The sequence below is a fragment of the Spongiactinospora rosea genome (assembly GCF_003315795.1).
Classification (GTDB): Bacteria; Actinomycetota; Actinomycetes; order Streptosporangiales; family Streptosporangiaceae; genus Spongiactinospora; species Spongiactinospora rosea.
Genome location: NZ_QMEY01000003.1, coordinates 722,230 through 744,339 on the forward strand (window position 1 = coordinate 722,230; position 22,110 = coordinate 744,339).

The following is a 22,110-nucleotide window of genomic DNA, read 5'->3' on the forward strand; positions in this document are numbered from 1 at the left end:
AACACACTGCTGCAATCGAAATCATCACTCGAACGGCTCGAAAGGTGGGGCTTGAGGCTGGCTCTGTTGAATACATTACGCCACCCGGAATTATCGACCTGAATCGGGACGGGCTAGTGGTAGTTTGCGGCCCCCGCCGTTCACCACTAATCGCGCAGGTTCTCGCCGCCGATGAACGATACGGTTTCGAGAAAGATGAGCAGGGTTGGCTCCTGGTCGATAAGGCAACGGGCCGAGAGTACCGTTCTCCGGAGGATTCTGGAAAGCCTGGTGACTATGCCTATTTGGGGCGCCTCCCTCGCCCTGACGGGCGTGGCCACTGGCTGTATATGGCCGGTATTCACGCGCCGGGGGGACAGGGGGCCGCTATGTATCTCGAACGAGAGCTAGCCGACCTGTATCGGAACGTTCGCGCTGGCCGTTGGTCTTGCCTTATCGAGTGCGAATGGGACCCTGAGAGTCTGGGGTTGGTACGGGCCGAGCTACTTGCTCCCATACATCAGCCAGGGAGGTCAAGTGCGCGTCAGCGTCGCAAGTGAGTCCGGACGCGAGGACGGGCGTAACGAGGATTGGGCGGGCGCTACAGCAACAAGCGCCGTTGTGCTTGACGGCCTATCGGAGGGACCTGAAACGGGCTGTGTTCATGGCACCCCCTGGTATGTTCGCCAGCTCGGTGAGCGGCTGCTTGCCCTCGCAGGCAACTTTTCCTTGCCTCTCGCGGACGCCCTTTCGGAAGCAATTAGGGGAGTGGCGAGACTCCATGAAGAGTCCTGCGACTTGAACCACCCCGGGTCTCCGTGTTCGACCGTGGCCTTGTTGCGCCAGCGTCGGGATGCGGTGGACTATTTGGTTCTCTCAGACTCCACGATTGTTATTGACCGCGCAAGCGACCCTGTCGTTATCACAGACAAGTCGGTTGATTCCGTTGCGCAAGAGAAGGCGGCGGCGGCAACGGCGGTCACGGACAAGAATGACAAGAAGGCGCTAAATGCGCTCATTGAGGAGCAGCAACGCGTACGTAATCGCGAGGGTGGATATTGGGTCGCACAGGTCGATCCGGCTGCATCTGATCACGCCCGTACGGGAACGCTCGGCGATGTGCGGGGTGCCGCGCTTTTGTCCGATGGTGCCGCACTCTTGGTCACAGACTTTCATGTCTTAGACTGGGGAACTCTACTCACGTTGGGCTATGAACGTGGGCCAAGCGAGATAATCGCCATGACTCGTGAGTTTGAGGATCGGGACCCTAACGGCGCTATCTGGCCGCGATACAAGCATCGGGACGACGCAAGTGCCGTCATCTGCATGATGCCTTGACCGCACAGCCTGAGGAAGCGTCGAGGCGTCCAATGGGGGGGGGCCGGTTGGCACGGCAGGCCCGGCGAGTGGCACGGCCACCCTCGCCACACCCTCAGACAGGGCGGGCAGACGGGCCGCATGAAGCGGGCACTGTTCCACCCCGGCCCGCGCTCGCGGCGGTTGCCGGCAGACCGGGGCAACGTCTCCAACTGGTGGCCCCGATCGGCCACCCGCAGGGCCACCAGTTGGATGGGCGCGTGCCGGTCGCAGCAAGACCGGCACGCCGCGGCACATGGAGTGCCTTGAAGGGCGAAGAAGGCGCTTCGCGCGTCTTTTGGCGCTTCGCGCGGAGCTGGCGCCCACTCTGCCGGTCTAGCATGCCCGCGCCCTGCTCTGGCTGGCCTTCCCAGCGGCTTGACCGGGGGTCTGCGGGAACGGCCTCTAGGCGCTAGATCCCTGCCCAGAGACGGTCTGGGGGTCTAGAGGACGCTCTAGACCTAGAGGGGTCCACCTCTAGACCTAGAGCCCCCGCCCCCTCCTGTCCAAGCGTCCGTGCCCCGACCGCCCCCCTGGTGTTCCAGCAGGGCCCCGCCACCACCGCAAGGCCAACTCAAACGGCGCACCAGGTCAGGGCGTACCCGGCCGGGCGTGCCACGTCCGGAGGGCTGTACCTCGTCCCCCGGTGACCGCAGGCAGACCGTACCTGGACCCGACCCCTTGGGAAGGGATCACCAACCATTTGGTGGCCTGCTGGGACTCTGGGGCTACAGCCACCAAATGGTGCTTCAGCGCTCTTTCCTGGTCCGAGCCTGACCGCCCCCCTTGGACGCTTCCCCTGTGGCGTCGCCGCGCCCGCCGTTCTCGCCGCCTGACCGCACGGCGGGTCTTCCGCTCGCTGACCAACCGGGGGGCGTGCTCCTTTGAGTTGGTCCGGTGGTGGTGGCGGGGCCGTGCTGGAACACCAGGAAAGGTCGGGGCCACGGACGCTTGGACAGTGGGGGGTGTGTTTGAACAGGGTCGGGGAAGCGCTGAAGCACCTTCGGCTCCAACTCCTGGCGGGCGCGTAGCGGTAGCGGGCGGGCGGGTCACACCATGCACCGATCGGGCTGGTTGCAGAGGCGACGGCCGGATTCCGCTACCCGCATGTATCCGGGCTGGTCAAGGGACGGGCGGGCGGTAGCGGCGATGGGCGGTATGCGTGGGCAGACCGGTCAACGTGGGCGCCAGCTCCGCGCGAAGCGCCAAAGGGGCGTGCGAAGCGCCTTCGTGGAGCCGTCGGCCCCGGCCTACCGCGACGCGTCGCGCATGGCCCTGCCCGACGCGTGGGAGGTCGGCGGGAACCATCCGTCGCGTCCCGCCGGTGGCGGGCGACGGATCGGGCCGGGGGTGCGCCGGGCGGGGGCGTGGCCCCCCTCGGGGGGCCACGGGCGGGGGGTTGGGGGGAGGGTTACAGGTCAGGCCGGGGGCCACGGTCCGTGGCCCCCTCTCGTGGCCCCCTGTGGCCCCCCTCGTGGCGGGGGGCGTGGCCCCCCGTGGCACCCTCTACGGTCTGGTGTGGCACCGTACGTGGCAGCTTGATCAACTAGTGTTCGGGCGTTCTCCCACGCGCAGCCGTACGAGGGCGCGGCGGTCGCCACGGGCTTCGCCGCCGGGGGCCGCCGCACGCTGTCGCTAGCGGGGCCGCGCTGTGCCCGCGTACGGGGCTGAACCGGCCGTCTGGACCCGTGGCGACTGAGGGGGGTGCTAGGCGCTAGGGCGCACGTGGGGCCGCCTGCGGGGTGCTAGTGGGGGTGCTAGGTCTAGCACCGCCCCCCGCTAGACCTAGCGGCCCCCGGCGGGTTGTCACGGGCGGGGGCCGGGGGAGAGAGTTACAGGTCGGCGGGAGCGTGACAGCGTGACAAGCCCCCGTGACACGGGCCGTGACAGTGAGCGTGACACGCGCTGTGACAAGATCATTAGCGGGTCGGGCGTGTCTCCCACGCGCAGCCGTGCGGGAGTGAGTGCCCCACCCGCTCCTAGCGTGCGGTACAGCCGCGAAGTACAGCAACAGGAGTAGACGCTGGTGGACGTCCATGGACGTCAGGACACGCCTGATCGGATGCTTAGCGAGATGGCGGGATGTGTGCCGCTAGCTGGGGGTCAAGAGGTCGCCGGTTCGAATCCGGCCGTCCCGACGGTCACCCGGATCGCACGCAGCGATCCGGGTTTTTCACTTTCACGCTCATGGCTTGGCGTAGTACCGCTCGGCCCCCGGGTGCGGCGGCACCGGCGCGGTCTTCTGCGCCTCCGTCTTGACGATGTTCGCCGCCTCGGGGTGCACCTTGGTCAGGTCGGCCCGGTGGTCGAACAGCAGCGCCGTGAGGCTCGTGGCCAGGGCGTCCGGCATGTCGGCGGAGACGATCAGCAGGTTCGGCACGGCGATGCCCGGTACGTCCGCGGGAGTGCCGTAGACCTCCTTCTTCAGCGGCGCGGCCTGGTAGACCTCCCCGTACTGCGCGCGCAGCCGGGGCAGCAGGTCGTCCAGCGGTACGAAGGCGACCTTGTCCCGCATGCTGACGGTCAGGTCGGTGACGCCGCCGGTGGGCAGGCCGCCGGACCAGAAGAACGCGTCCAGGGTGCCGTCCTTCATGCCCTGCACCGTCTCGGGCAGCGACAGCGACTGGGCGGCGATGCCGGTCCGCGGGTCGATCCCGGCGGCGGTGAGCAGCCGCCGGGCGATCACCTCGGTGCCGGAGTTGGGCGAGCCGACGGAGATCCGCTTGCCGCGCATCGCGGCCACCGAGCCGATCCCGGCGTCGGTGCGGGCGATGACGTGCGTGTGGTTGGCGTACAGCCGGGCCAGGGCGCGGATGGGCTGCGGGCCGGAGAACCCGTTCTTGCCCTGCGCGGCGTCCGCGGCGACGTCGGCCAGGGTGAAGGCGATGTCGGAGTCGCCGCGCGCGACCCGCTGGATGTTCTCCACCGAGGCGGCGGTGGTCTCCGCGGTGGCCTGGTAGCCCGGCACGAACCTGCCGACCAGGTCGGCGTACCCGCCGCCGAGCTGGTAGTAGACGCCGGTGGTGTTACCGGTGGCGATGGACAGCCGGCCGCCCTTGTAGAGGGCAGTGCCGCCGGAGCCGCCGGTGCCACCCGTGCCGCCTCCGCCGCAGCCGGCGGCGACGATGATGACGATCAACAGCAGCGCGCGGAACGAGAGTTTCATCGTGCTTCCTTCTGGTCGGGTCGGGTACGCCGGAGCGTCAGGTGGATCAGTACGGCCAGAGCCAGCAGGGCCAGGCCGATGGCCGCGCTCGCCGATTCGAGGTACAGCAGGAAGACCGCCGCGAGCGCGCACAGCACCCGCTCCGGCCACCGGGCAGGGCCGGTCAGCCACCCGCCGGTCGCCGCCGCCAGCGCGGCCACGGCGACCGCCGAGAGCGCCAGCGCCACCAGCACGGCGGGCAGCGGGGCCCGCCACAGCAGCGCCTCCCCGGCCGGGGCGAGCACGAAGGCGAACGGCACGAGGAACGCGGGAAGCGTGTACTTCCAGGTCTGCATCATGGTCTTGAAGGCGTTGCCGCCGGTCACGGCCGCGGCGGCGACCGCCGCCAGCGCGGTCGGCGGGGTGACCTCCGACAGCACCGCGTAGTAGAAGACGAACATGTTCGTCGCCTCCGGCGACACGCCCAGCGACTGCAGCGCGGGCCCGATGACCACCGCGGCGATGATGAACGACGCGGTCACCGGCACGGCCAGCCCGAGCAGCAGTACGGCCACCGCGGCCAGCACCGCCGTCAGCGCCGGGACGCCGCCCGCCAGGTCCACGATGATGCGCGAGGTCTTCAGCCCCAGCCCGGTCAGCGTGACCACCGCGACGATGATCCCAGCCGCGGCCGTGGTGGCAGCCACCGGCAGTACGCCGAGCGTCCCCTCGGTCAGCGCCCGGGCGAGGCGGCGCGGCCCGAGCCTGCGGCGGCGGTCCAGGAACGACAGCGCGACGGCCATCACGGTGGCGTAGACGACGGCGCGGAACGGCGAGACGCCCACCATCATCAGCACCACGATCGCGATCAGCGACGAGAAGTGATAGCCGGACCGGACCAGCAACCGCCAGGCGGAGGGCAGGTCCACGGCGACCGAGCGGGTGCCGTACCTGCGGGCGTCGATCTCGACGGCGAGGATGATCCCCAGGTAGTACAGGATCGTGGGCACGATCGCGTACAGCAGCACCGTCACGTAGGAGACCTGGAGATACTCGGCGATGATGAACGCCGCCGCGCCCAGCGTGGGCGGCGAGAGCAGCGCGCCGATCCCGGCCGCGGCGAGCACCCCGCCGCCCTGCGCGGGCGGGTAACCGGCCCGCCGCAGGATCGGCCAGGCCACACTGCCCAGCGACACCGCCGTCGCGGTGCCGGACCCGGAGACCGTGCCCATCAGGAACCCGGCCAGCGTCACGGTACGACCGGGCGCGGCCGTCGAACGGCGGAAGGCGGCGAACGAGATCTCCACGAAGAACGCGCCCGCGCCGGAGTGTTCGAGCACCGCGCCGTAGATCGTGAACAGCACGATGTAGGTCGCGGCCACGTCCAGGGGGACGCCGAACAGGCCCTCGGTGCCCATGTAGAGCTGCACCAGGAGGCGGTCCAGGCCGTAGCCGGGATGGCCGAGCAGCGAGTCGACCGGCAGGTTGCCGCCGAGCAGGGCGTAGCCGAGGAACAGCACGCAGATGATCGGGAGCGCGAGGCCGACCGTACGGCGGGTGGCCTCCAGCACCAGCAGCACGCACGCGCCGGCCATCACCAGGTCGAGGGTGGCGGGGTCGAAGGTCCGCCGGATGAAGTCGTCGAAGGACAGCAGCGGGTACGCGCACACCGCGGCGGACGCCGCGGCCAGCACCCAGTCGACGATCCCGGGCCGGGCGCCGCCGGTCAGGACGGGCCGGTAGACCAGGAAGGTGAGCGGCAGGACGAGGGCCAGGAAGCTCATCCGGTACGGCAGTACGGGCACCGGGCTGAACACGGCGTACAACGCGTACACCGACACCCCGAACGCCACCACCGCCACCACCCGCGCCGGCCCCCCACCAAGCCGCCGCCCCACCCGCTCCCCGTCCTGCACCGCCAGGACCTCTGGAGGCGGGGGCTCGTCGGGTGGGGGTGCGGGGCCTGCTGGGGTAGGGTCGGCCTTTTCGTGCTGGGGAAACGTCATCAGTGCCTCCTGGGTGTCCGGGCCGCGTCGCGGGCGGCCGGTGTGGTCGTGCCGGTTGCCGGTGGCCGGTTGCCGGAAACGTAAGCGTGACCTGGGCCACATCAGAAGGCGTGGCGGAGATCCTTGATGGGCGCTTAACGAAGACGCCGGGGGCGCGTCCGATCCGTGGCGCAGCGCCGGAAAAGTCCAGTGTTAAGCGGCCATCAAATCCGCGCCATGTCCTGGGTGGGGGCGCTGCCCGCGGCTTACCATGCCCCTATGCATGGGAGCGCTCCACCGGGGCGGACACGCGTGCTCGTCGTCGAAGACGACCTCGGAGTGGCCGAGGCCCTCGTCTCCGGACTGCGCCGCCTGGGCCTGCAGGTGGTCCCCGCGCACAGCGCGGCCGAGGCGCTGGCCGCGCCCCCCGCCGACCTGGTGCTGCTGGACCTCAACCTCCCCGACGCCAAGGGCGTGGACCTGTGCCGCAGGTTGCGCGCCAAGGCCGCCGACATGGGCATCATCGCCGTCACCTGCCTGGGGGAGACCCACCATCGGATCGCGGGCCTGCACGCGGGCGCCGACGACTACGTCGTCAAACCGTTCTCGCTCGCCGAGCTGTGCGCGCGCATGGAGGCGGTGCTGCGCCGCGTACGCCCCCGCCCGGAGGAGCCCATCGTGCTCGGCGGCCTGCGGATCGATCCGGCCGCTCGCGCCGTCATCAGGGACGACCGCCCGATCGGGCTGGCCCCCAAGGAGTTCGACCTGCTGCTGTGCCTGGCCCGCGCGGCCGGCACGGTGGTACCGCGCAAGCGGTTGTACCTGGAGGGCTGGGACACCATCGGGCAGGGGATGGGCCGCACCCTGGACGTCCACATCGCGACGCTGCGCGCCAAGCTCGGCGAGCCCCCTCTGATCGAGACCGTGCGCAGCATCGGATACCGGCTGCCCCTCCCCGGCGACTGGGGGCGTCCGTGTCCGTAGCGCGGGTCCGCGCTCCCCGGTGGCGTACGGCGGTCGTGCTCGCCGCCGTACTGACCACGATCGTCACCGCGTGCGCGAACCCCGCCCTCCCCGCCGCGCCACGAGGCCCGATCCGGATCGCGTCCGGCAGCGCCGGGGGCGTCTACGCCCTGTACGGCGGCGCGCTGGCGCACCTGGTCAGGCAGCGCTTCCCGGAGACTGCGGCCGAGCCGATCACCACCGTCGGCAGCGTCGAGAACATCGAGCTGATCACCGCGGGCAAGGCCGAGGCCGGTTTCGTGCTCGCCGACATCGCCTCCGACGCCGTGACCGGCCGCGAGGCGTTCCCCGGCGGCCGCCCCATCGTCGCCCTGGCCCGGCTGTACGACAACTACGTGCAGCTCGTCGTACGCGCCAACGGCCCGATACGCACCATGGCCGACCTCGCCGGGCGGCGGGTGTCGATCGGCGCCAAGGGCTCGGGCACGGCGGTCGTCAGCGAGCGCGTCCTGCGGCTCGCCGGGCTGTACGACGACGTCGTACTCGCCCACGAGGAGATCAGCCCCTCCGCACGCGCCCTAGAACTGGGCGAACTGGACGCCTTCTTCTGGAGCGGCGGCCTGCCGAGCGAGGGCATCACCGGCCTGCGCGCCTCGACCCCGGTACGGCTCATCGACCTCGGCCAGACCGCGGGCATGCTCACCCGGCAGTACGGCGAGCTGTACACCGAGACGACCGTCCCGGCCTCGGTGTACGGCCTCGCCGACGAGGTGGGCACCGTGAGCGTGCCCAACTACCTCGTCGTCCACCGCGACCTGCCAGAGCCCGCCGCCTACTGGCTCACCAGGACCCTCTTCGAGGAACAGCCCCGCCTCGCCGACGTCCACGGCGAGGCCCGCCGCCTGGACGCCGGTTCGGCGATCATGACTTATCCGCTGGATCTGCATCCGGGTGCGGCTCGCTGGTATCGGCGGCAGCATCGCTGAGCGGTAGCCGGAGCAGTGCCTGCAATCCGCGAGGCCGCAGCGGCGTCAGTTCCAGTGACCCCCCGCTGCGCTGCGCGAGCGTGCGGGTGCCGGCCAGGCCGAGGCCGGTGCCGGGTGTGTTCTGGTGCCGGGGGCTGCGCCAGAAGCGGCCCCCCGCCTGGGCGAACTCCTCTTCGGTCAGCCCGTCGCCGCGGTCGCGTACGGCGATCGTGACCCAGCCCGCGCCGGGGCCCCCGTTCTCGGAGCCGACCGACACCTCCACGGGGGCGCCGCCGCCGAACTTCAGCGCATTGTCCAGCAGCACGTCCAGGGCGTGCCCCGGCAGGTCCGGGGGGCACAGCGCGGTGACCGGATCGGCGGCGTCCACGGTGAGCGGGGTCGCCGCCTTCTGGTAGGCGGCCCGCCAGGCTTCGGCGCGCCGCCGTACCTCGGCGGAGACGTCGACGGGCTCCGGCCGGGAGTCATGGGCCTCGGCCCGGGCCAGGCGCAGCAGGCCGTCCACCGTCACCCCGAGCCGGTCGGTCTCCTCCAGCGCGCGGCTCAGGTCCTCGCGCCCATGCTCGTCGGCGGCGAACGCCTTGGCGTTCTCCAGCCGCAGCCGCAGTGCCGTCAGCGGGTTGCGCAACTGGTGGGAGGCGTTGGCGACGAACTCCCGCTGCGCCCGCGCCGCCGCGGCCAGGTCGTCGGCCATGGCGTTGAAGCTGGCCGCGAGCCTGCGCAGCTCGGGCGGGCCGATGCGGTCGGAGACGTGCGCGGCCAGCGCGCCGGAGCCGACGGCGTGCGCGGCCTCGTCGAGGTCGCGGACCGGGCGCAGCACCCACCGCACCAGCGGCACGGCCACCGCCAGGGCCACCAGAACGAGCGCGAGCAGGCCGCCCGCGGCGAGGTAGCCCAGCAGTACGGCGAGTTCGCCGCGCGCCGCGTCGGTGGGGGAGACGGTCACCGCCGCGCCGAGTACGCGGTTGTCCCTGACCACCGGCTCCACCACGACGTAGGGGCGGCCGTCCCACGGCCACAGGACGTGCGGCCGCTGCGGCGGCCGTCCCGCGAGGCCCCTTTGCAGCGGGCGGGCCACCTCGGGGTCGTTGAGCGAGACCGCGGTACGCGAGGCGGCGAAGACCTTGCCGTCGGCGTCCACGACGAAGGCCGGGCTGTCGAAGAGCTCGTCGTAGCGGCGCAGGTCGGCGCGGAGCCGCTGGGTGCTACCGGTGGACAGGGCCGACTCGGCGGCGTCGGCGAACCGGCCGGTGTCGTCGGCCCGGCTGATGAACACCGCATGCGAGGTCTGCTCGGCCCCGGTGATGGCGAGCGGCAGCCCGAGCGCGGCCACCAGCCCGGAGACCAGCGCGATGACGATCACCAGCAGCCGCCTGCGCATGACGCCTCACCTCGCGCCAAGCGTACGAGCCGCCGACCCTCCGTGCACCCCCGTTAGCCGACCATGTATCCCCGTAGACCTGCGTGCACCTTCATTGACCGAGTGTGCGTCTCGGTCGGTCCTCCATGTATCCCTCGTTTTGTCGGCTGGGCGGGCCGTCAGGATTTGGTTGGAGGTCCCTTTCGGATGCGTACGTCCTCGGAGACGCTGCGGAGGACCAGGGTGCGTTCGCTGCGTGGGGCGTCGCGGACTTCGGAGCGTTGGGTGCCGTGGCGGGAGGTGGCCTTGACCCGGTAGGAGCCGTCGACCTCGGGGACCGTGGTGACGACTCTGCCGTCGTTGGACAGGGCGCGGACCTCGGCGGGTGGGGTGGCGAAGGAGAGGTCGATGTCGCCGCTGCCGGTGCGGGCGCGCACGATGCCCGAGCGGGCCCCGACCATGGTCAGGTCGCCGTCGGCGCTGTTCATCCGCACCGTGCCGGTTGCGGCCTCGACGTGGACGTTGCCCGAGTGCGTGGTGACGTTGAGCTCGCCGGCCAGGCCGGTCACGCGGACGTCGTCGTCGCTGACGTCCACGCTCACCTTGGGCGTGCCGGGGACGCGCACCACGTAACGCGCGCCGCAGTCGCCGAAGACCATGTTGCAGTCGGCGCCGAGCGTGAGCGTGTCGCCGCGCAGGGACCAGGTGGCCATGCCCTCCCCGGCCGCCTTGCCGCGCACCCAGCGCTCGACCCGTAGGGACGACCCCGTGGCCGGGACCACGTTGACGCGCACGCCCGACTTGATGGACAGGGCCTGGCCCCGGCCGTCGAACGGGAAGTCGCGCACGTCGTGCCGCTCCTTGGCGTCCAGTTCGACCCCGCAGGACGCCAGGGCGCCCACCGCCGTGAGCACGCCCGCCAGTAGCAGAATCCTCCTCATGCCCCTGAGCATCCCGCGCCGGGCGGCGGGCCGGTATCGTCCAGCGGGCCGATCATTCGGCCGATGGCATCGGCCGATCGGTCGATGCCGCCGGCCGGCACGTCCCCGGCCGCGGCGGCGCGCGGGCCGCCGCGGGCAGAGGCGTTATGTGTCGCCGGGCCGGTTCATCCCGGCCCGTTCGTCAGCGTGTCAGCCCTGTTCCGCGAGGCGGAAGGAGGGGCTGCCCTGGGCGTCCACGTCGGCGTCGAGGGACTTGGTCTCCAGGGCGTCGGCCGCCACCGGGTCCAGGAACACGCGAGCGCCTTCGACCTCGATGACCTGGTCCTGGTTGGCCGGGCCTTCGGAGATCGACAGGACCAGCGAACCCGCCTGGTCGGCCTGGGAGGCGATGCGGATCCCCGTGTCCTGCGAACCGCTCGACTGCGCGGTCAGGTCGCGGATCACCTGGACGGCGTTGTCGGTCAGCGTGAGCACTATGACTCCTCGTCAACTTGATTGAGGTACCCGACCCGCCCTGCCCGCTTCCGCCGGGCTCAATCACGAGGGCCTTCGGAAATCTCGGTTTTTTACACTCGCGGGGCCGCGCGAGGGGGTTTCAGGCGTGTTCGCTCAGCCAGCGGGCGCGGTGCCGCGACGCCGTACGGCGGGCGTGCCGCAGCGCGTCCGCGGGCACCGGGTCGTCCCGCCAGGAGTCCAGTACGGCGCGCATCTCGGTGACGAACTCCGTGCCGACTGCGGTGAGCCGCCCCGAGCCGAGCAGCACCTCCGACACCTCCGCCGCCGCGTCCCGCCACCGGACATAACCGGCGTGCGCGTCGAAGGCCGCGCCGGGATCGCGTTCCAGCTCCCGCTGCCGCCGCCAGAACCGGGCGATGCCGAGGTGCGCGTACGCCCCTTGGAGCAGACCGCCCGCCGGGCGCGGGTCGGGCCGCCAGGGGGCGTAGAAGCCGCCTCCTGCGGGGGTCCGCTCGACCAGGTCGAACATGTCCGTCAGAGCGGCCAGCTTGACGTGCTGCACCTCGTGCGCCAGCGCTTCCGCGACCTGCACCGGGCCGGGCGGCGCGGACATGGCCAGGCAGCCGTAGGCGGCCCGCGAGGTCGCGCTGCGGTATCCGGACGGCGGGCCGGCCAGCGGGACCAGCACGGTGAACGCCTCCGCGCACTCGGCCGCCGCCCAGCCGTGGTGGCGGGACAGGAACAGCCAGCCCGCCTGCAGCCGTTCGTGCCAGGCGCGCAACTCGGGGAGGGGGAGCCGGGGGAGGCGTTCCAGGGCGCCAGGGAAGCGGTGGGGATCGAGGTCGTCGGCGAGCAGGGTCACCCGGTGCCCGGGGGCGCGCAGCTGCAGGCGGCGCAGGCCCTGCCAGCGGGGGCCGTCCTGGTAGAGGTCGGGCGGCAGCCGGACGTGGCGGCGGCCCGCCGACAGCAGGGCCGGCTCGCCGCCTGGGCCGCCCGCCCGGAAGGTCACCGGCCCGGGCGGGAGCGCGGCCCTGCCGAGCCCGGGGAGCGTGAGGCCCCCAGGGTCCGCCGTCAGCTCCAGTTCGGCCTGGACGCGGCCGAGCGCCGCCGCCCCGGCGGTGATGGCCGCCAGGCGTCCGGGGCGCGCGTCCGGGCGGCCATTGATCATGTCGTGCAGCGTCGCCAGGGCCCAGGAACCCACGGCGGGGTTGCGCAGGACCGTCTCGGCGGCGGCGGGCGCGGCCCGTCGTACGGCGTGCAGCGCGGACAACGCCGCAGCGGCCTGCCGCGCCTGCGGGTGACCGCGCTCGGCCGCCTGGGCGACCACCGCGGTGAGCAGCAGCAGATGTTTGCTGAGCTGCGCCGGGGCCAGCTCCCGCAGCGCCGCGGCCCCGTCCTCCCCGCGTGCCAGGGCCACCAGTGTCCGCCGCGCCAGCCGATGCCCCCGCGTCATCGTCCCGCCACGCTCATGTGCCGGTGCGGAGGGCCATGATGTCGCCGGACACGCGGGTGCGGATGTGCCCGATGAGCCGGTAGAGATCGGGGCAGTACACCGACGGGTTGGCGAAGCCGGTGCCCTCCCGGTAGCGGTGCGCGTAGTGCCCGCCGCCGCACACCCGGACCACCGGGCAGGCCCGGCAGCGCGGGGCGAGGGCCGCCGCGCCGATCTGCCTGGCGGCGATCCCGGGCACCAGCAGCGCCGCGTCGAACGGGTCGCGGGCCACGTGCAGCCCGGTGTACGCGGCGCCGTCGTGGACGGACTTGAGCGCGTCGGTCTGCTCGATCGTCCCGTCGGTCTCCACCACGGCGACCCCCACGGGCGTGAGCCCCAGGCCCTCGGTCCGGGCGTGCCCGCCGAGCAGCAGGTGGATGATCTCGTCGAAGAGCCGGACGGAGGTGGGCCGGGGGACGGCGGCGTACCACTCCTCGAAGATCGCGATGAGCCAGTCCGCGTACGGCGTGCCGCTCCCGTCGCCTCCCGCGGGCGGGGCGGACCAGTTGGCGTGCGGAAGCAGGAAGTCCACCACGGGCGGGGCGTGGCGCAGCAGCTCCCGGTAGACGCCGAGCGGGTCGGCGCGCACGTCGATCGTGCACAGCAGCCCACGGAACAGCGGGCGGAAGGCCGCGCCGCCCAGCCGCCGCAGCGCCGCCGAGACCGCCGCGTGGCTGCCCCGGCCCCCGGCGGTACGCCGCCGCCCGTCGTGGACCCGCGCGGGACCGTCCAGGCTGACGCCGACGCCGACCCCGAGGTCCTTGAACAGCCGCAGGAACGTCTCGTCCAGGCGCACGCCGTTGGTCTGGACGGTCAGTGACGCGCGCACGGGAGCACGGACGGCCGCGCGGATCTCCCGCACCAGCGCCGCCACGTGCCCGGGCGGGCACAGCAGCGGCTCGCCGCCGTGCAGCACCACCTGTACGCCCCGCAACCCGTGCCCGGCGGCGTGCTCGGCGATCCGCGCCGCCGCCCGCGCCGCCACCGCGGTGGACATCATCCGGGGCCGGTCGCGCCAGGAGCGGTCCGGCCCGGAGTAGACGTAGCAGTAGTCGCAGGCCAGGTCGCACCGGCTGTGGATCTTCAAAACGAACGTGCGGAAAGGCCGTGGCCGCCGGCCTCCGGCCGGCGGTGCCGCCACGTCACTCGAATCCGGCCAAGGATCCGGCGGGGCGGCTGGCATGGATCCGCACCTCACATGATGAGGAATGTGGAATGTCTAGGATCATACAGGGATGTGGTCGCTTGGGAAGCGGCTCGATAATATAAGAACATTGATCGGAGTTATCTGGTGATATGCGATATAACACCGTATTGCCCGAGTTAATCGGAGGAAGCGGCGGCTGTGACTGACGCGGCGGAAAACGGCGACGAGCTTCGGTCCGACCTGATCGACATCGGCGGCATCGATCCGGCGGCCCTCGACGCCCTGCCGCGGGACGGCGTGCTGGCCATCGCGCTGCGCCGCCTGTACCGGGATGCCGAGGAGTCGCCCGAGCTGTACTGCTCCGGATTCGGGTCCGGCCTGGCCGCCACGGATGAAACGTATGACTGATGGCCGTTCCGGGGTAAGTTCACACCGCGCCGCGCTTTGCGAACAACCGTATCCGGGTGCGCCGGAATGTGGCAGAGTGGTGGCCGGGCGGCTGTCGCCGTCCGTCGGTGGCAAAATGGGGCGGCGATGAACGGCGGATCCAATCAGCCCGGAATCATCATCTCCTTCCATTCGCTGCGCGGGGGCATCGGCAGCACCATGACGCTGGCCAACGTCGCGGTCATTCTCGCGACCGCGGGAAAACGCGTCCTGGTGGCCGACACCGGGCCGTCCGCGCCCGCGCTGCGGCGCTACCTGCACAGGTTCCTGCCGCCCGCCCCCGAGCCCGGCGCCGTGCCGATCCGCCTCGACCTCGGCCCGCTCGCCGACCAGGGCGGCCGCCTCGACCTCGCCGTGACGGTGGACGACGAGGCCGCGGGCCCCGCCGGATGGGGCGAGCCGGCGACCGTGCGCAAGCGGCTGCGCGACAGCGGATACGACTACGTGCTGGTCAGGGTCCCCACCCGGACGGGCGCCGCGGCGCTGCGCTGGTCGGCGCTGCTGTCCGACATCGCGGTCATCGGTTTCCCGCTGAGCCCGTCGGCCATCGCCGAGGTCGCCGACGCCGTCGCCCAGATCGGCATCATGGGCGGCGCGGCGCGGGTGCTCCCGCTGCCGATGATGGTCGATCGCACCCGTGCCGCGCAGTTGCAGGAGGCCCGGCGGCGGGTGCGCGAGGAGCTGGGGGAGTCCGAGCTGGTCCTCGACACCGGCGTGGAGATCCCCTACAGCGGCGACCACTACTTCACCGACGCGCTCGCCGTGCTCAGCGAGCCCGCGGGCGGCGACGGCCTGCGCGACGCCTACGAGGGCGTGGCCGCGCGGATCACCGGCGGCCTGGTCACCGGAGTGCGCCGCGTCTCGGTCGTGTACACCGCCCGCTACCGCACCTGGGCGGAGTGGCTGACGACCCAGATCGCCGGGGCGGGCCTGCGGGTCAGGGAGATCCCCCTGGGCGGCCTCGCCGACGAGGCCCCCGACGGCCTGAGCGGCGACTCCCTCGTCCTGGTCGTCTCGCCCACCCGGATGAGCCTGGACGAGACCGACCGGCTCGACGTACTGGTCGGCCTGTGGCGCGACGGCGGGAGCGGACACACCGAGAACGGCCTGGTCTTCGTCAGGGTGGACGACCACACGCTCGCCGGGCCCCCCGAAGGCGTGCAGGAGCTCGACCTCCGGGGCGAGGAGGAGGCCGAGATCAAGGCCGACCTGCGCCGGCGGCTGCGCATCCGCGACCCGCTCCCCGTCGGCGCCGGCGGCACCCGCTTCCCCCGCCTGCCCACGACCCACAATCTGCCCTCCGCCGAGCGCGACTTCGTCGGCAGGGAGCGGCTGCTCCTCCAGTTACGCGACCGGATGCTCGACTCGCCCGACGGGCGCTGCATGATCCACGGCGGCCCGGGCGCGGGAAAGAGCGAGCTGGCGCTGGAGTACGCCGAGCGCTTTCTCGGCGGCTACGACATCGTCTGGTGGATCCAGGCCCGCAACGAGGACAAGACCCGCGAGGGCCTGAGCGCCCTCGCCCACCGGCTGGAGCTGCCCGAGGGCGGCGACGCGGTGGCCGCCGCGCTGCGCTACCTCACCGCCGCCGCCGAGACGCGGTGGCTGCTCGTCTACGACGACTTCGGCCAGGACGAGGAGCTACCCGGCCTGGTCCCCGCCGAGGGTGGGCACGTCATCTTCACCACCCGCGCCCGGCCCCCCGCCGACCGCGCCTCCCACCTGCAGGTCGGCCCGCTGTCCCTGGAGGAGAGCGCCACGCTGCTGCGCCGCGGCGACCCGCACATCACCACCGACGACGCGCGCCAGGTGGCCGGCATGCTCGGCGGGATGCCGCTCGCGATGGAGATGGGACGGGCCTGGCTGGCCAGGGCCGCGAGCGATCCCAGCCGGGCACGCGTGCCGCTGCGCGACCGCGCGGCCCAGGCCGTCGCGGAGCTGCGCGTCACGTACCGCAGGGTCGTGGCGGGCCTGGAGGCGGACCGCAGGGTTCACGCCGAGCCCGGGACGACCCCCGACCCGGTGGCCTCGCACGAGGCGATGGTCGGCGCCGCGCTCGCCGCCCTCGACCCCGCCGAGCTGTGGATCATGCAGGCGATCTCGTTCCTCAGCTTCGACGGGGTCTCCCTCGACCTGCTGCGCTCGCCCGCCTTCCTGGGCGCGCTGTGCGGCGAGGGCGGGCCGTTCGCCGACCCGCTGGACATCGACGTGACGATGGAGAGCCTGCGCGGGTACGGCCTGGTCAGGATCGAGCACGGCGACGCCGGTTCGCTGCGCGCCCACCGGCTGATCCGCGACTCCGTTCTGGCGTCCATGCGCGGCCCGGCCGAGGAGCTGCGCCGGGAGGAGGTCCTGCACGGCCTGGCGCGGTTCGCCCCCGCCGAGAACGAAGGCCCCGAAGACCTGCGCGCCCGCAGGTTCGCCGAGCTCAACCGGCATGTGGTCACCAGCGACGCGATCAGGTGCCCGCACCGGCCGGTGCGCCGCTGGGTGATCGACCAGGTCCGCCACCTCTTCCAGCTCCAGGACTACAGCGCCTGGCGGCGGGCCCGGCGGCTCGGCGAGCGGGCCCTTGCCGAGTGGGGCGCGAGCCCCGACCCCTCGATGGTCCCCGAGCTGCGCGTGCAGATCGCCAACGTGCTGCGCGAGCTGGGCGAGCACTCCGCCGCCGTCCGGCACAGCGAGGCCGCGCTGCGGGTCCTGGTACGCCGCGGCGAAAAGTCCTTCAGGGCCCTCAACGCCGCCATGGTGCACGGCGCGGACCTGCGCGCCAAGGGCGACTTCGGGCTGGCCTACCTGCGCAGCAGCGCCGCCTGGTCCGGCTTCGAGCGGCTGCTCGGCGCGCAGAGCCCGCACACCGGGCGGGCCCTCAACAACCTGGCGGTCTCCGCCTCGCTGGCCGGCAAGCCGTACGAGGCCGAGGAACTGGCCCGGCGCTGCCACCTCGACCGGCTGACCCTGTACGGCGAGACGTCCCCCGCCGCCTGGTGGACCGGCTGCAACCTGGCCTACTTCATGCGCGAGCTGGGCGATGTGGAGGGCTCACTCGACCTGCTGCGGCGCGGCCTCGGGCTGCTCGCGCCCGCCCAGGCCAAGGCGGCCGGTCCGCGCAGCCTGCTGCTCCTGCGGATCGAGTGCGGGATCGCGGTGTGCGAACGCAGGCTCGGCCGTTCCTTCGAGGCGCTGAGCCGCGACACCGAGGCGCTGGAAGAGCTGCGCGAGGTCGCCGGCGAACGGCACGCCGAGACCATACTGTGCTCCGCCGCCGTCGCCGCCGACCTGCACGCCGAGGGCGACCACGCGGGGGCCGTGATCCGCGCCCAGCGGGCGGTGGCCGCCTTCCGCGAGGTGTTCGGCCGCGACCACCCGCAGGCCTACGCGCTGCAGGCCAACCTCGGCGTCTACCTGCGCGCCGCGGGCGACGCGGAGGAGGCCGAGCGGCTGGGCGCGGAAGCCTGCGCGGCGCTGGCCGACCGGCTCGGCCCGCGCCACCCGCTGACGCTCGCCGCCGAGGTCGATCACGCCAACAGCCTCGCCCCCAGGGACAGGAATCTGGCCGTCGACCGGATGGCGACGGCCCTCGAACGCCTGCTGTACTTCTACGGGCCCGGCCATCCGCATGTGCGGATCTGTGAGCGCAACCTCGCCGACCTGCGCAGAGAGGGCCTCGGGGGACGCCGCGACCCCGGTCGCCGGCGTGACATCGACATCGAGGTCATGCGGTACTGAGCCGTATCGAAACGGAAGGACGCAGATGACCGCGAAGGAGGATCCGCCCGCGTGCGTGATCCGGCGCTCCTCGTACGGCGGCGCCGCCTACGAGAACATCATCGCGTTGTGCCAGGACGAGTTCCGCGACCCGCAGGGCCTGCACACCGTGAGCTACTTCGACCACGGCTTCCACGGCTTCTCCGCAGACCTGTTCCACAAGATGACCGGCCGGTTCGGCGGGCGCGACATCGAGGCGGTGCGCGAGGGCTACGAGAACGCGTTCCATGAGTTCGTCATCAACGTCGAGCGGATGGACCGGCTGCTCGCCGACCTGGAGACCGGCGACCTCATCCGCACGGTGGTGGAGACCTCCGAGGGGGCCATCCACTGCGGCTGGGTCTACTCCGGCGAGTACGTCGTCGGGGCGACCCTGGACACCTCCGCCGTGGAGTCCATGGACTGGAAGATGTCCGCGCTGGCGACGAAGATCAGGGACATGGCGTTCAGCCTGCCGGGACGGATGCCCGGCGGCGACGTCGAGGCGGAGGCCGCAGGGCTGGCCGAGCCGGTCACGCCCTTCCTCGCGCGGGGCGAGCCGCTGAGCGAGGCCGCCGAGCGCGGGCTGCGCGAGGTCTGCGTCCCCCGGCTTGCCGCGGGCGAGCTGCACTACGTCGCCCTGCACATCGACTGGGAGTTCCGCTTCTCCGCCGATGTCTTCGACAACCCCGCCCTGGACTCCTGGTTCCACCGGCTGACCAGGGACCTGCGGCGCAAGCAGTACCTGGAGGTGGCGCGGCGGCTGCAGCGCGACCTCGCGGAGCTGACGCACGCGCTGTGGAGGTTCACCCATGAGCCGTTCCGGCGCGTGGTGCTGGACGTGGAGTCCGGCGCGATCTACGTGTACCCCTTGAACCGCAGCGGAGCCTTCCTGCTCGGTGTCACCTTGTTCCAGCCATTGGTGCCGCATGCCGAGGAACGGATGCGCGAACTGCTGCCCGATGTGGAGCGGGTGCTGGATGAAACGCCCCCCTGAGGACCGCCCTCCTGACGAGGCCGGTTCCGTCCTGCGGCGGCCCCGCGCGGCCCCGCGGCTCTCACCCGCCGTGGCCCGGCTCGCGGTGGCCGTCACCGTGGTCGCCGCGGGCGCGGCGGCGGCCGGCGCGGTGCCGGGCGTCGCGCAGTCCGTCGGCTCGCCGCTGTACATGTACGCGGTGACCGCCCTGCTCTCGATCGGCCTGTACAGCAGCGCCCACGGCATCTCCCGCGAGGTCACCAAGGATCTGCGCACGGTGGTGCTCGCGGTCACCGTCGGGGTGCTGCTGAAGGCCGTGCTGATCGGCGGGGTGATGTACCTCTCCTGGCCGCGGCCGGAGTCGCTGCTGCTCGGCGTGGCGGTCGCGCAGATCGACCCGCTTTCTGTGGCCGCCCTGATCGGCAGTTCGCGCATGTCGGAGCGGGCGAAGAACCTGCTGCTCGCGTGGGCGTCGTTCGACGATCCGATCACCGCGCTGCTGACCGTCTACTTCAGCGCGATGCTGCTCGGCGGGCGCGGCGGCGTGGGCGCGTACCTCACGACCACCTGGGGCAACGCGCTGCTGGCCGGGGTCGTGCTGCTCGGCTGGGCGGTCGCGAGGTGGGCGGCGGCCCGGTACGACTGGCCGGTCCTGCACGACCCGCCGACCAGGCGGATCACCGGCGTGGCCGTGCTGCTGGCCGCGCTGGTGGTGGCCGTGCAGCAGTTCCTGGTGCTCGGCATCGCGCTGATCGGGCTGTTCCTGCGCCCCGGCATCGAACGCGCGCTCGGCAGGGTGCTTTCCGCCGCCTTCCTGGTCGCGGCCTTCGCGCTGGGGATGCTGCTGCCCGGCGGCGTCGAGCCGGTGCGCGGCGCGCTGCTCGGCGTGGCCGCGTACGCCGCGCAGGTCGTCGTCGGCGGGCTGATCCCGGCGCGCGGCCTGACCGGGGTCGAGCGGGTCTATCTCGCCCTCGGCCAGCAGAACGGCATCACCGCGATCATGCTGGCGCTGGCGCTGCTGCCCGGCGTGCCGGACGCGGTCGCCATGATCGCCCCCGCCGTCCTCACCGTGAACCTGCTGCACCTGATCGCGAACACGCTCTGGGAACGGCTCGACACGGCTGGGCAGGAGCGCATGGCGGAAAGGATCACCCAGGTACGGGTGGGTGCCAAAAGGTAGAGATGCCCGGCCGCCGGGGCGATACGCCTGGTTCGGCTGCTGGCTGAATCTTGCCCGTGAGATCGGCGGCGCCCTTAGAGTTATGGGCAGGCGGAGCACCCGCCGGCGCCCATTGCGATCGCCCACGCCGGTTCGCATACGAAGGCCAAGAGTCCCTGACTCAGTGCGCGCCGGCAGTTGCGCGGCCTGATCGTGCCGCCCCGATCGGTGGGATGCGTGGGGCCCGTCGGAGGGCATGATGGCCGACGATCGGCACACGGTGAGCGACGACCCGCACGACCCGTGCGGGGATCGGCGGCGACGGGCCGTGCCCGGCAGGGCGCGCAGACGCGCCATCAGGGCCCGCGCCGCGATGTCGGGCGTTCCCTATTCGGTTGCGGCGCGCTGGCCGGACGCCTGGCCCGGCCAGTGCGAGACACCGGCCAGCCGCGGCCGCACGATCTATCCCGCGAGCACCGACGGCCGCCGTCGCCGGTTGATCGGCCGCCGCGCCCGGCGCACCTTCCACCAGCGGGTGCAGGACGCCCGGATGGCCGCCGACCTGCCCCGCGGCCGGGCCGGGCACCTGGTCGAGCGGTTCCCGCCCGCCCGCGGCGACGGCGGCACCGGCGTGGGCCCGCTCTACCACGGCGAGGGCCGCGAAGACGTGCTCGCCATGGTCTATTTCCTCGTCGCCACCGAGACGCGGTCCATCGTGCCCGCGCCCGGCGAGCTGGCCTGGACGGCCGAGCTGGGCGAGGAGACCGCGGTCGACACCATGTGCGCGCTGATCGACCGCATGGTCCGGCTGACGCTCGACACCGAGCCCGCCGCGCTGCGCCGCCGCGCCGCCGCGGCGATCACGGCCGGGACCGCCGACCGCGGCTTTCGCACTCGCGACGAGGCCGTGCGACTGGCGGCGGCCATCGCCCCGCACGACCCGGCCCGCTGGGCGGGGCTGCCGTTCACCGGCGCCCGGCAGATCCTCGACGCCCTGCTCGTGGTGGCCGAAGACGGCCACGCTCCCGGCACCCGCGTGCGGATCGCCAACGGCCCGCGCGCCGGGTCCGGGGCGACGATCGTCGGCGCGCTGTGGGGCCTGACCGGGCCGCCGCTCGCCTACCAGGTGCATCCCGACCGTTCCCCGGCGGCCATCGTCGCCGACCCCGACGATCTCGTCGTCGTCACCCGCGACAGCGGGCCGTCCGCAGTGCCTTCTCAGGAGGTGTGATGTTCGAAAGATTCACCGACCGCGCACGGCGGGTCGTCGTCCTGGCCCACGAGGAGGCCAGGGCGCTCAACCACAACTGCATCGGCACCGAGCACATGCTGCTCGGGCTGATCCGCGAGGGCGAAGGCGTCGCCGCCAAGGCGCTGGACGGCCTCGGCCTGACCCACGAGGTCGTCCGGCGGCAGGTCGAGGACATGATCGGCAAGGGCCAGTCGGGGCCTTCGGGGCACGTTCCGTTCACCCCGCGCGCCAAGAAGGTCCTTGAGCTGTCCCTTCGTGAGGCCCTGCAGCTCGGCCACAGCTACATCGGCACCGAGCACATGCTGCTCGGGGTGATCCGCGAGGGCGACGGCGTGGCCGTGCAGGTGCTGGGCAGGCTGGGCGTCGATCTCGGCGCGGTCCGCGAGCAGGTGATCCGCCTGCTGCACGGCCTGCAGGGCGGCGACCCGGCGGGCGCCGGAGGCAGGGAGGAGTCCGCCCCCGCCTCGTCCGCCGTGCTCGACCAGTTCGGCCGCAACCTGACGCAGGCCGCCCGTGAGGGCAAGCTCGACCCGGTCATCGGGCGCGAGAAGGAGATCGAGCGGGTCATGCAGGTGCTGTCCCGCCGTACCAAGAACAACCCGGTCCTGGTGGGCGAGCCCGGCGTGGGCAAGACCGCCGTGGTCGAGGGGCTGTCCCAGAAGATCGTCAAGGGCGAGGTGCCCGAGACGCTGAAGGACAAGCAGCTCTACACCCTCGATCTG

16 protein-coding genes and 1 tRNA gene are annotated in these 22,110 nt (G+C 72.3%); 10 read left to right on the top strand and 7 right to left on the bottom strand.

The annotated features are described in order from the left end of the window. The first annotated feature begins 807 nt into the window (after positions 1–807). Both DP939_RS45400 and DP939_RS46135 read left to right on the top strand, forming a co-directional pair. Positions 808–1,317: a hypothetical protein gene (locus DP939_RS45400; protein ID WP_147267959.1), complete on the top strand. Its 510-nt coding sequence runs from the start codon at positions 808–810 to the stop codon at positions 1,315–1,317. A gap of 2,096 nt (positions 1,318–3,413) precedes the next feature. Then, positions 3,414–3,473, top strand: a tRNA-OTHER gene (locus DP939_RS46135). A gap of 47 nt (positions 3,474–3,520) precedes the next feature. Here DP939_RS46135 and DP939_RS11935 read toward each other — a convergent pair. Then, complete coding sequence (locus DP939_RS11935; RefSeq protein ID WP_113980672.1) at positions 3,521–4,501, bottom strand: TAXI family TRAP transporter solute-binding subunit; 981 nt, start codon at positions 4,499–4,501, stop codon at positions 3,521–3,523. Then, complete coding sequence (locus DP939_RS11940) at positions 4,498–6,486, bottom strand: TRAP transporter permease (protein WP_113980759.1); 1,989 nt, start codon at positions 6,484–6,486, stop codon at positions 4,498–4,500. The genes DP939_RS11935 and DP939_RS11940 overlap by 4 nt, the downstream gene beginning before the upstream one ends. A gap of 291 nt (positions 6,487–6,777) precedes the next feature. Here DP939_RS11940 and DP939_RS11945 point away from each other — a divergent pair, with 291 nt between their 5' ends. Both DP939_RS11945 and DP939_RS11950 read left to right on the top strand, forming a co-directional pair. Beyond that, positions 6,778–7,449, top strand: coding sequence for a response regulator transcription factor (locus tag DP939_RS11945; RefSeq protein WP_225878180.1), 672 nt, complete (start codon positions 6,778–6,780; stop codon positions 7,447–7,449). Beyond that, positions 7,440–8,414: a TAXI family TRAP transporter solute-binding subunit gene (locus DP939_RS11950; RefSeq protein WP_158578545.1), complete on the top strand. Its 975-nt coding sequence runs from the start codon at positions 7,440–7,442 to the stop codon at positions 8,412–8,414. Before DP939_RS11945 ends, DP939_RS11950 begins: the two co-directional genes overlap by 10 nt. Here DP939_RS11950 and DP939_RS11955 read toward each other — a convergent pair. The 5 genes from DP939_RS11955 to DP939_RS11975 form a co-directional block, all read right to left on the bottom strand. Beyond that, complete coding sequence (locus DP939_RS11955; RefSeq protein ID WP_113980674.1) at positions 8,350–9,792, bottom strand: sensor histidine kinase; 1,443 nt, start codon at positions 9,790–9,792, stop codon at positions 8,350–8,352. The two genes, DP939_RS11950 and DP939_RS11955, sit on opposite strands and share 65 nt — an antisense overlap. A 158-nt stretch (positions 9,793–9,950) precedes the next feature. Beyond that, positions 9,951–10,712: a DUF4097 family beta strand repeat-containing protein gene (locus DP939_RS11960; RefSeq protein ID WP_158578546.1), complete on the bottom strand. Its 762-nt coding sequence runs from the start codon at positions 10,710–10,712 to the stop codon at positions 9,951–9,953. 189 nt (positions 10,713–10,901) lie between these two features. Beyond that, positions 10,902–11,186, bottom strand: coding sequence for a Fe-S cluster assembly protein HesB (locus DP939_RS11965; protein ID WP_113980676.1), 285 nt, complete (start codon positions 11,184–11,186; stop codon positions 10,902–10,904). Positions 11,187–11,307: 121 nt separating this feature from the next. Then, the gene (locus tag DP939_RS11970; RefSeq protein ID WP_113980677.1) at positions 11,308–12,621 is read right to left on the bottom strand and encodes an aKG-HExxH-type peptide beta-hydroxylase; all 1,314 of its coding nucleotides are present in this window, start codon (positions 12,619–12,621) and stop codon (positions 11,308–11,310) included. Positions 12,622–12,634: 13 nt separating this feature from the next. Next, positions 12,635–13,843, bottom strand: a complete 1,209-nt coding sequence (locus DP939_RS11975) for an FxsB family cyclophane-forming radical SAM/SPASM peptide maturase (protein ID WP_113980678.1) — start codon at positions 13,841–13,843, stop codon at positions 12,635–12,637. Positions 13,844–14,005: 162 nt separating this feature from the next. Between DP939_RS11975 and DP939_RS11980 the strand changes: the two genes are divergently transcribed. The 6 genes from DP939_RS11980 to DP939_RS12005 form a co-directional block, all read left to right on the top strand. Further along, positions 14,006–14,215 (top strand): hypothetical protein, encoded by a 210-nt coding sequence (locus tag DP939_RS11980; protein WP_113980679.1) that lies wholly within the window; start codon positions 14,006–14,008, stop codon positions 14,213–14,215. A gap of 126 nt (positions 14,216–14,341) precedes the next feature. Then, positions 14,342–17,983 (top strand): FxSxx-COOH system tetratricopeptide repeat protein, encoded by a 3,642-nt coding sequence (gene fxsT / locus DP939_RS11985; protein WP_113980680.1) that lies wholly within the window; start codon positions 14,342–14,344, stop codon positions 17,981–17,983. Positions 17,984–18,008: 25 nt separating this feature from the next. After that, complete coding sequence (locus DP939_RS11990; RefSeq protein WP_113980681.1) at positions 18,009–18,998, top strand: hypothetical protein; 990 nt, start codon at positions 18,009–18,011, stop codon at positions 18,996–18,998. After that, complete coding sequence (locus DP939_RS11995; protein ID WP_158578547.1) at positions 18,982–20,157, top strand: cation:proton antiporter; 1,176 nt, start codon at positions 18,982–18,984, stop codon at positions 20,155–20,157. Before DP939_RS11990 ends, DP939_RS11995 begins: the two co-directional genes overlap by 17 nt. Positions 20,158–20,392: 235 nt before the next feature. Beyond that, positions 20,393–21,367: a hypothetical protein gene (locus tag DP939_RS12000; protein WP_113980683.1), complete on the top strand. Its 975-nt coding sequence runs from the start codon at positions 20,393–20,395 to the stop codon at positions 21,365–21,367. Next, a partial coding sequence (locus DP939_RS12005; protein ID WP_318656278.1) for a Clp protease N-terminal domain-containing protein occupies positions 21,367–22,110 on the top strand: 744 nt, incomplete at its 3' end. The genes DP939_RS12000 and DP939_RS12005, both read left to right, overlap by 1 nt.

What these genes read in the sequence shown, in the direction of transcription:
- DP939_RS11935 (WP_113980672.1), bottom strand. Translation starts at nt 4,501, where the DNA reads ATGAAACTCTCGTTCCGCGCGCTGCTGTTGATCGTCATCATCGTCGCC.
- DP939_RS11940 (WP_113980759.1), bottom strand. Translation starts at nt 6,486, where the DNA reads ATGACGTTTCCCCAGCACGAAAAGGCCGACCCTACCCCAGCAGGCCCC.
- DP939_RS11955 (WP_113980674.1), bottom strand. Translation starts at nt 9,792, where the DNA reads ATGCGCAGGCGGCTGCTGGTGATCGTCATCGCGCTGGTCTCCGGGCTG.
- DP939_RS11960 (WP_158578546.1), bottom strand. Translation starts at nt 10,712, where the DNA reads ATGAGGAGGATTCTGCTACTGGCGGGCGTGCTCACGGCGGTGGGCGCC.
- DP939_RS11970 (WP_113980677.1), bottom strand. Translation starts at nt 12,621, where the DNA reads ATGACGCGGGGGCATCGGCTGGCGCGGCGGACACTGGTGGCCCTGGCA.
- DP939_RS11975 (WP_113980678.1), bottom strand. Translation starts at nt 13,843, where the DNA reads ATGCCAGCCGCCCCGCCGGATCCTTGGCCGGATTCGAGTGACGTGGCG.
- fxsT (WP_113980680.1), top strand. Translation starts at nt 14,342, where the DNA reads ATGAACGGCGGATCCAATCAGCCCGGAATCATCATCTCCTTCCATTCG.
- DP939_RS11990 (WP_113980681.1), top strand. Translation starts at nt 18,009, where the DNA reads ATGACCGCGAAGGAGGATCCGCCCGCGTGCGTGATCCGGCGCTCCTCG.
- DP939_RS11995 (WP_158578547.1), top strand. Translation starts at nt 18,982, where the DNA reads ATGAAACGCCCCCCTGAGGACCGCCCTCCTGACGAGGCCGGTTCCGTC.
- DP939_RS12000 (WP_113980683.1), top strand. Translation starts at nt 20,393, where the DNA reads ATGATGGCCGACGATCGGCACACGGTGAGCGACGACCCGCACGACCCG.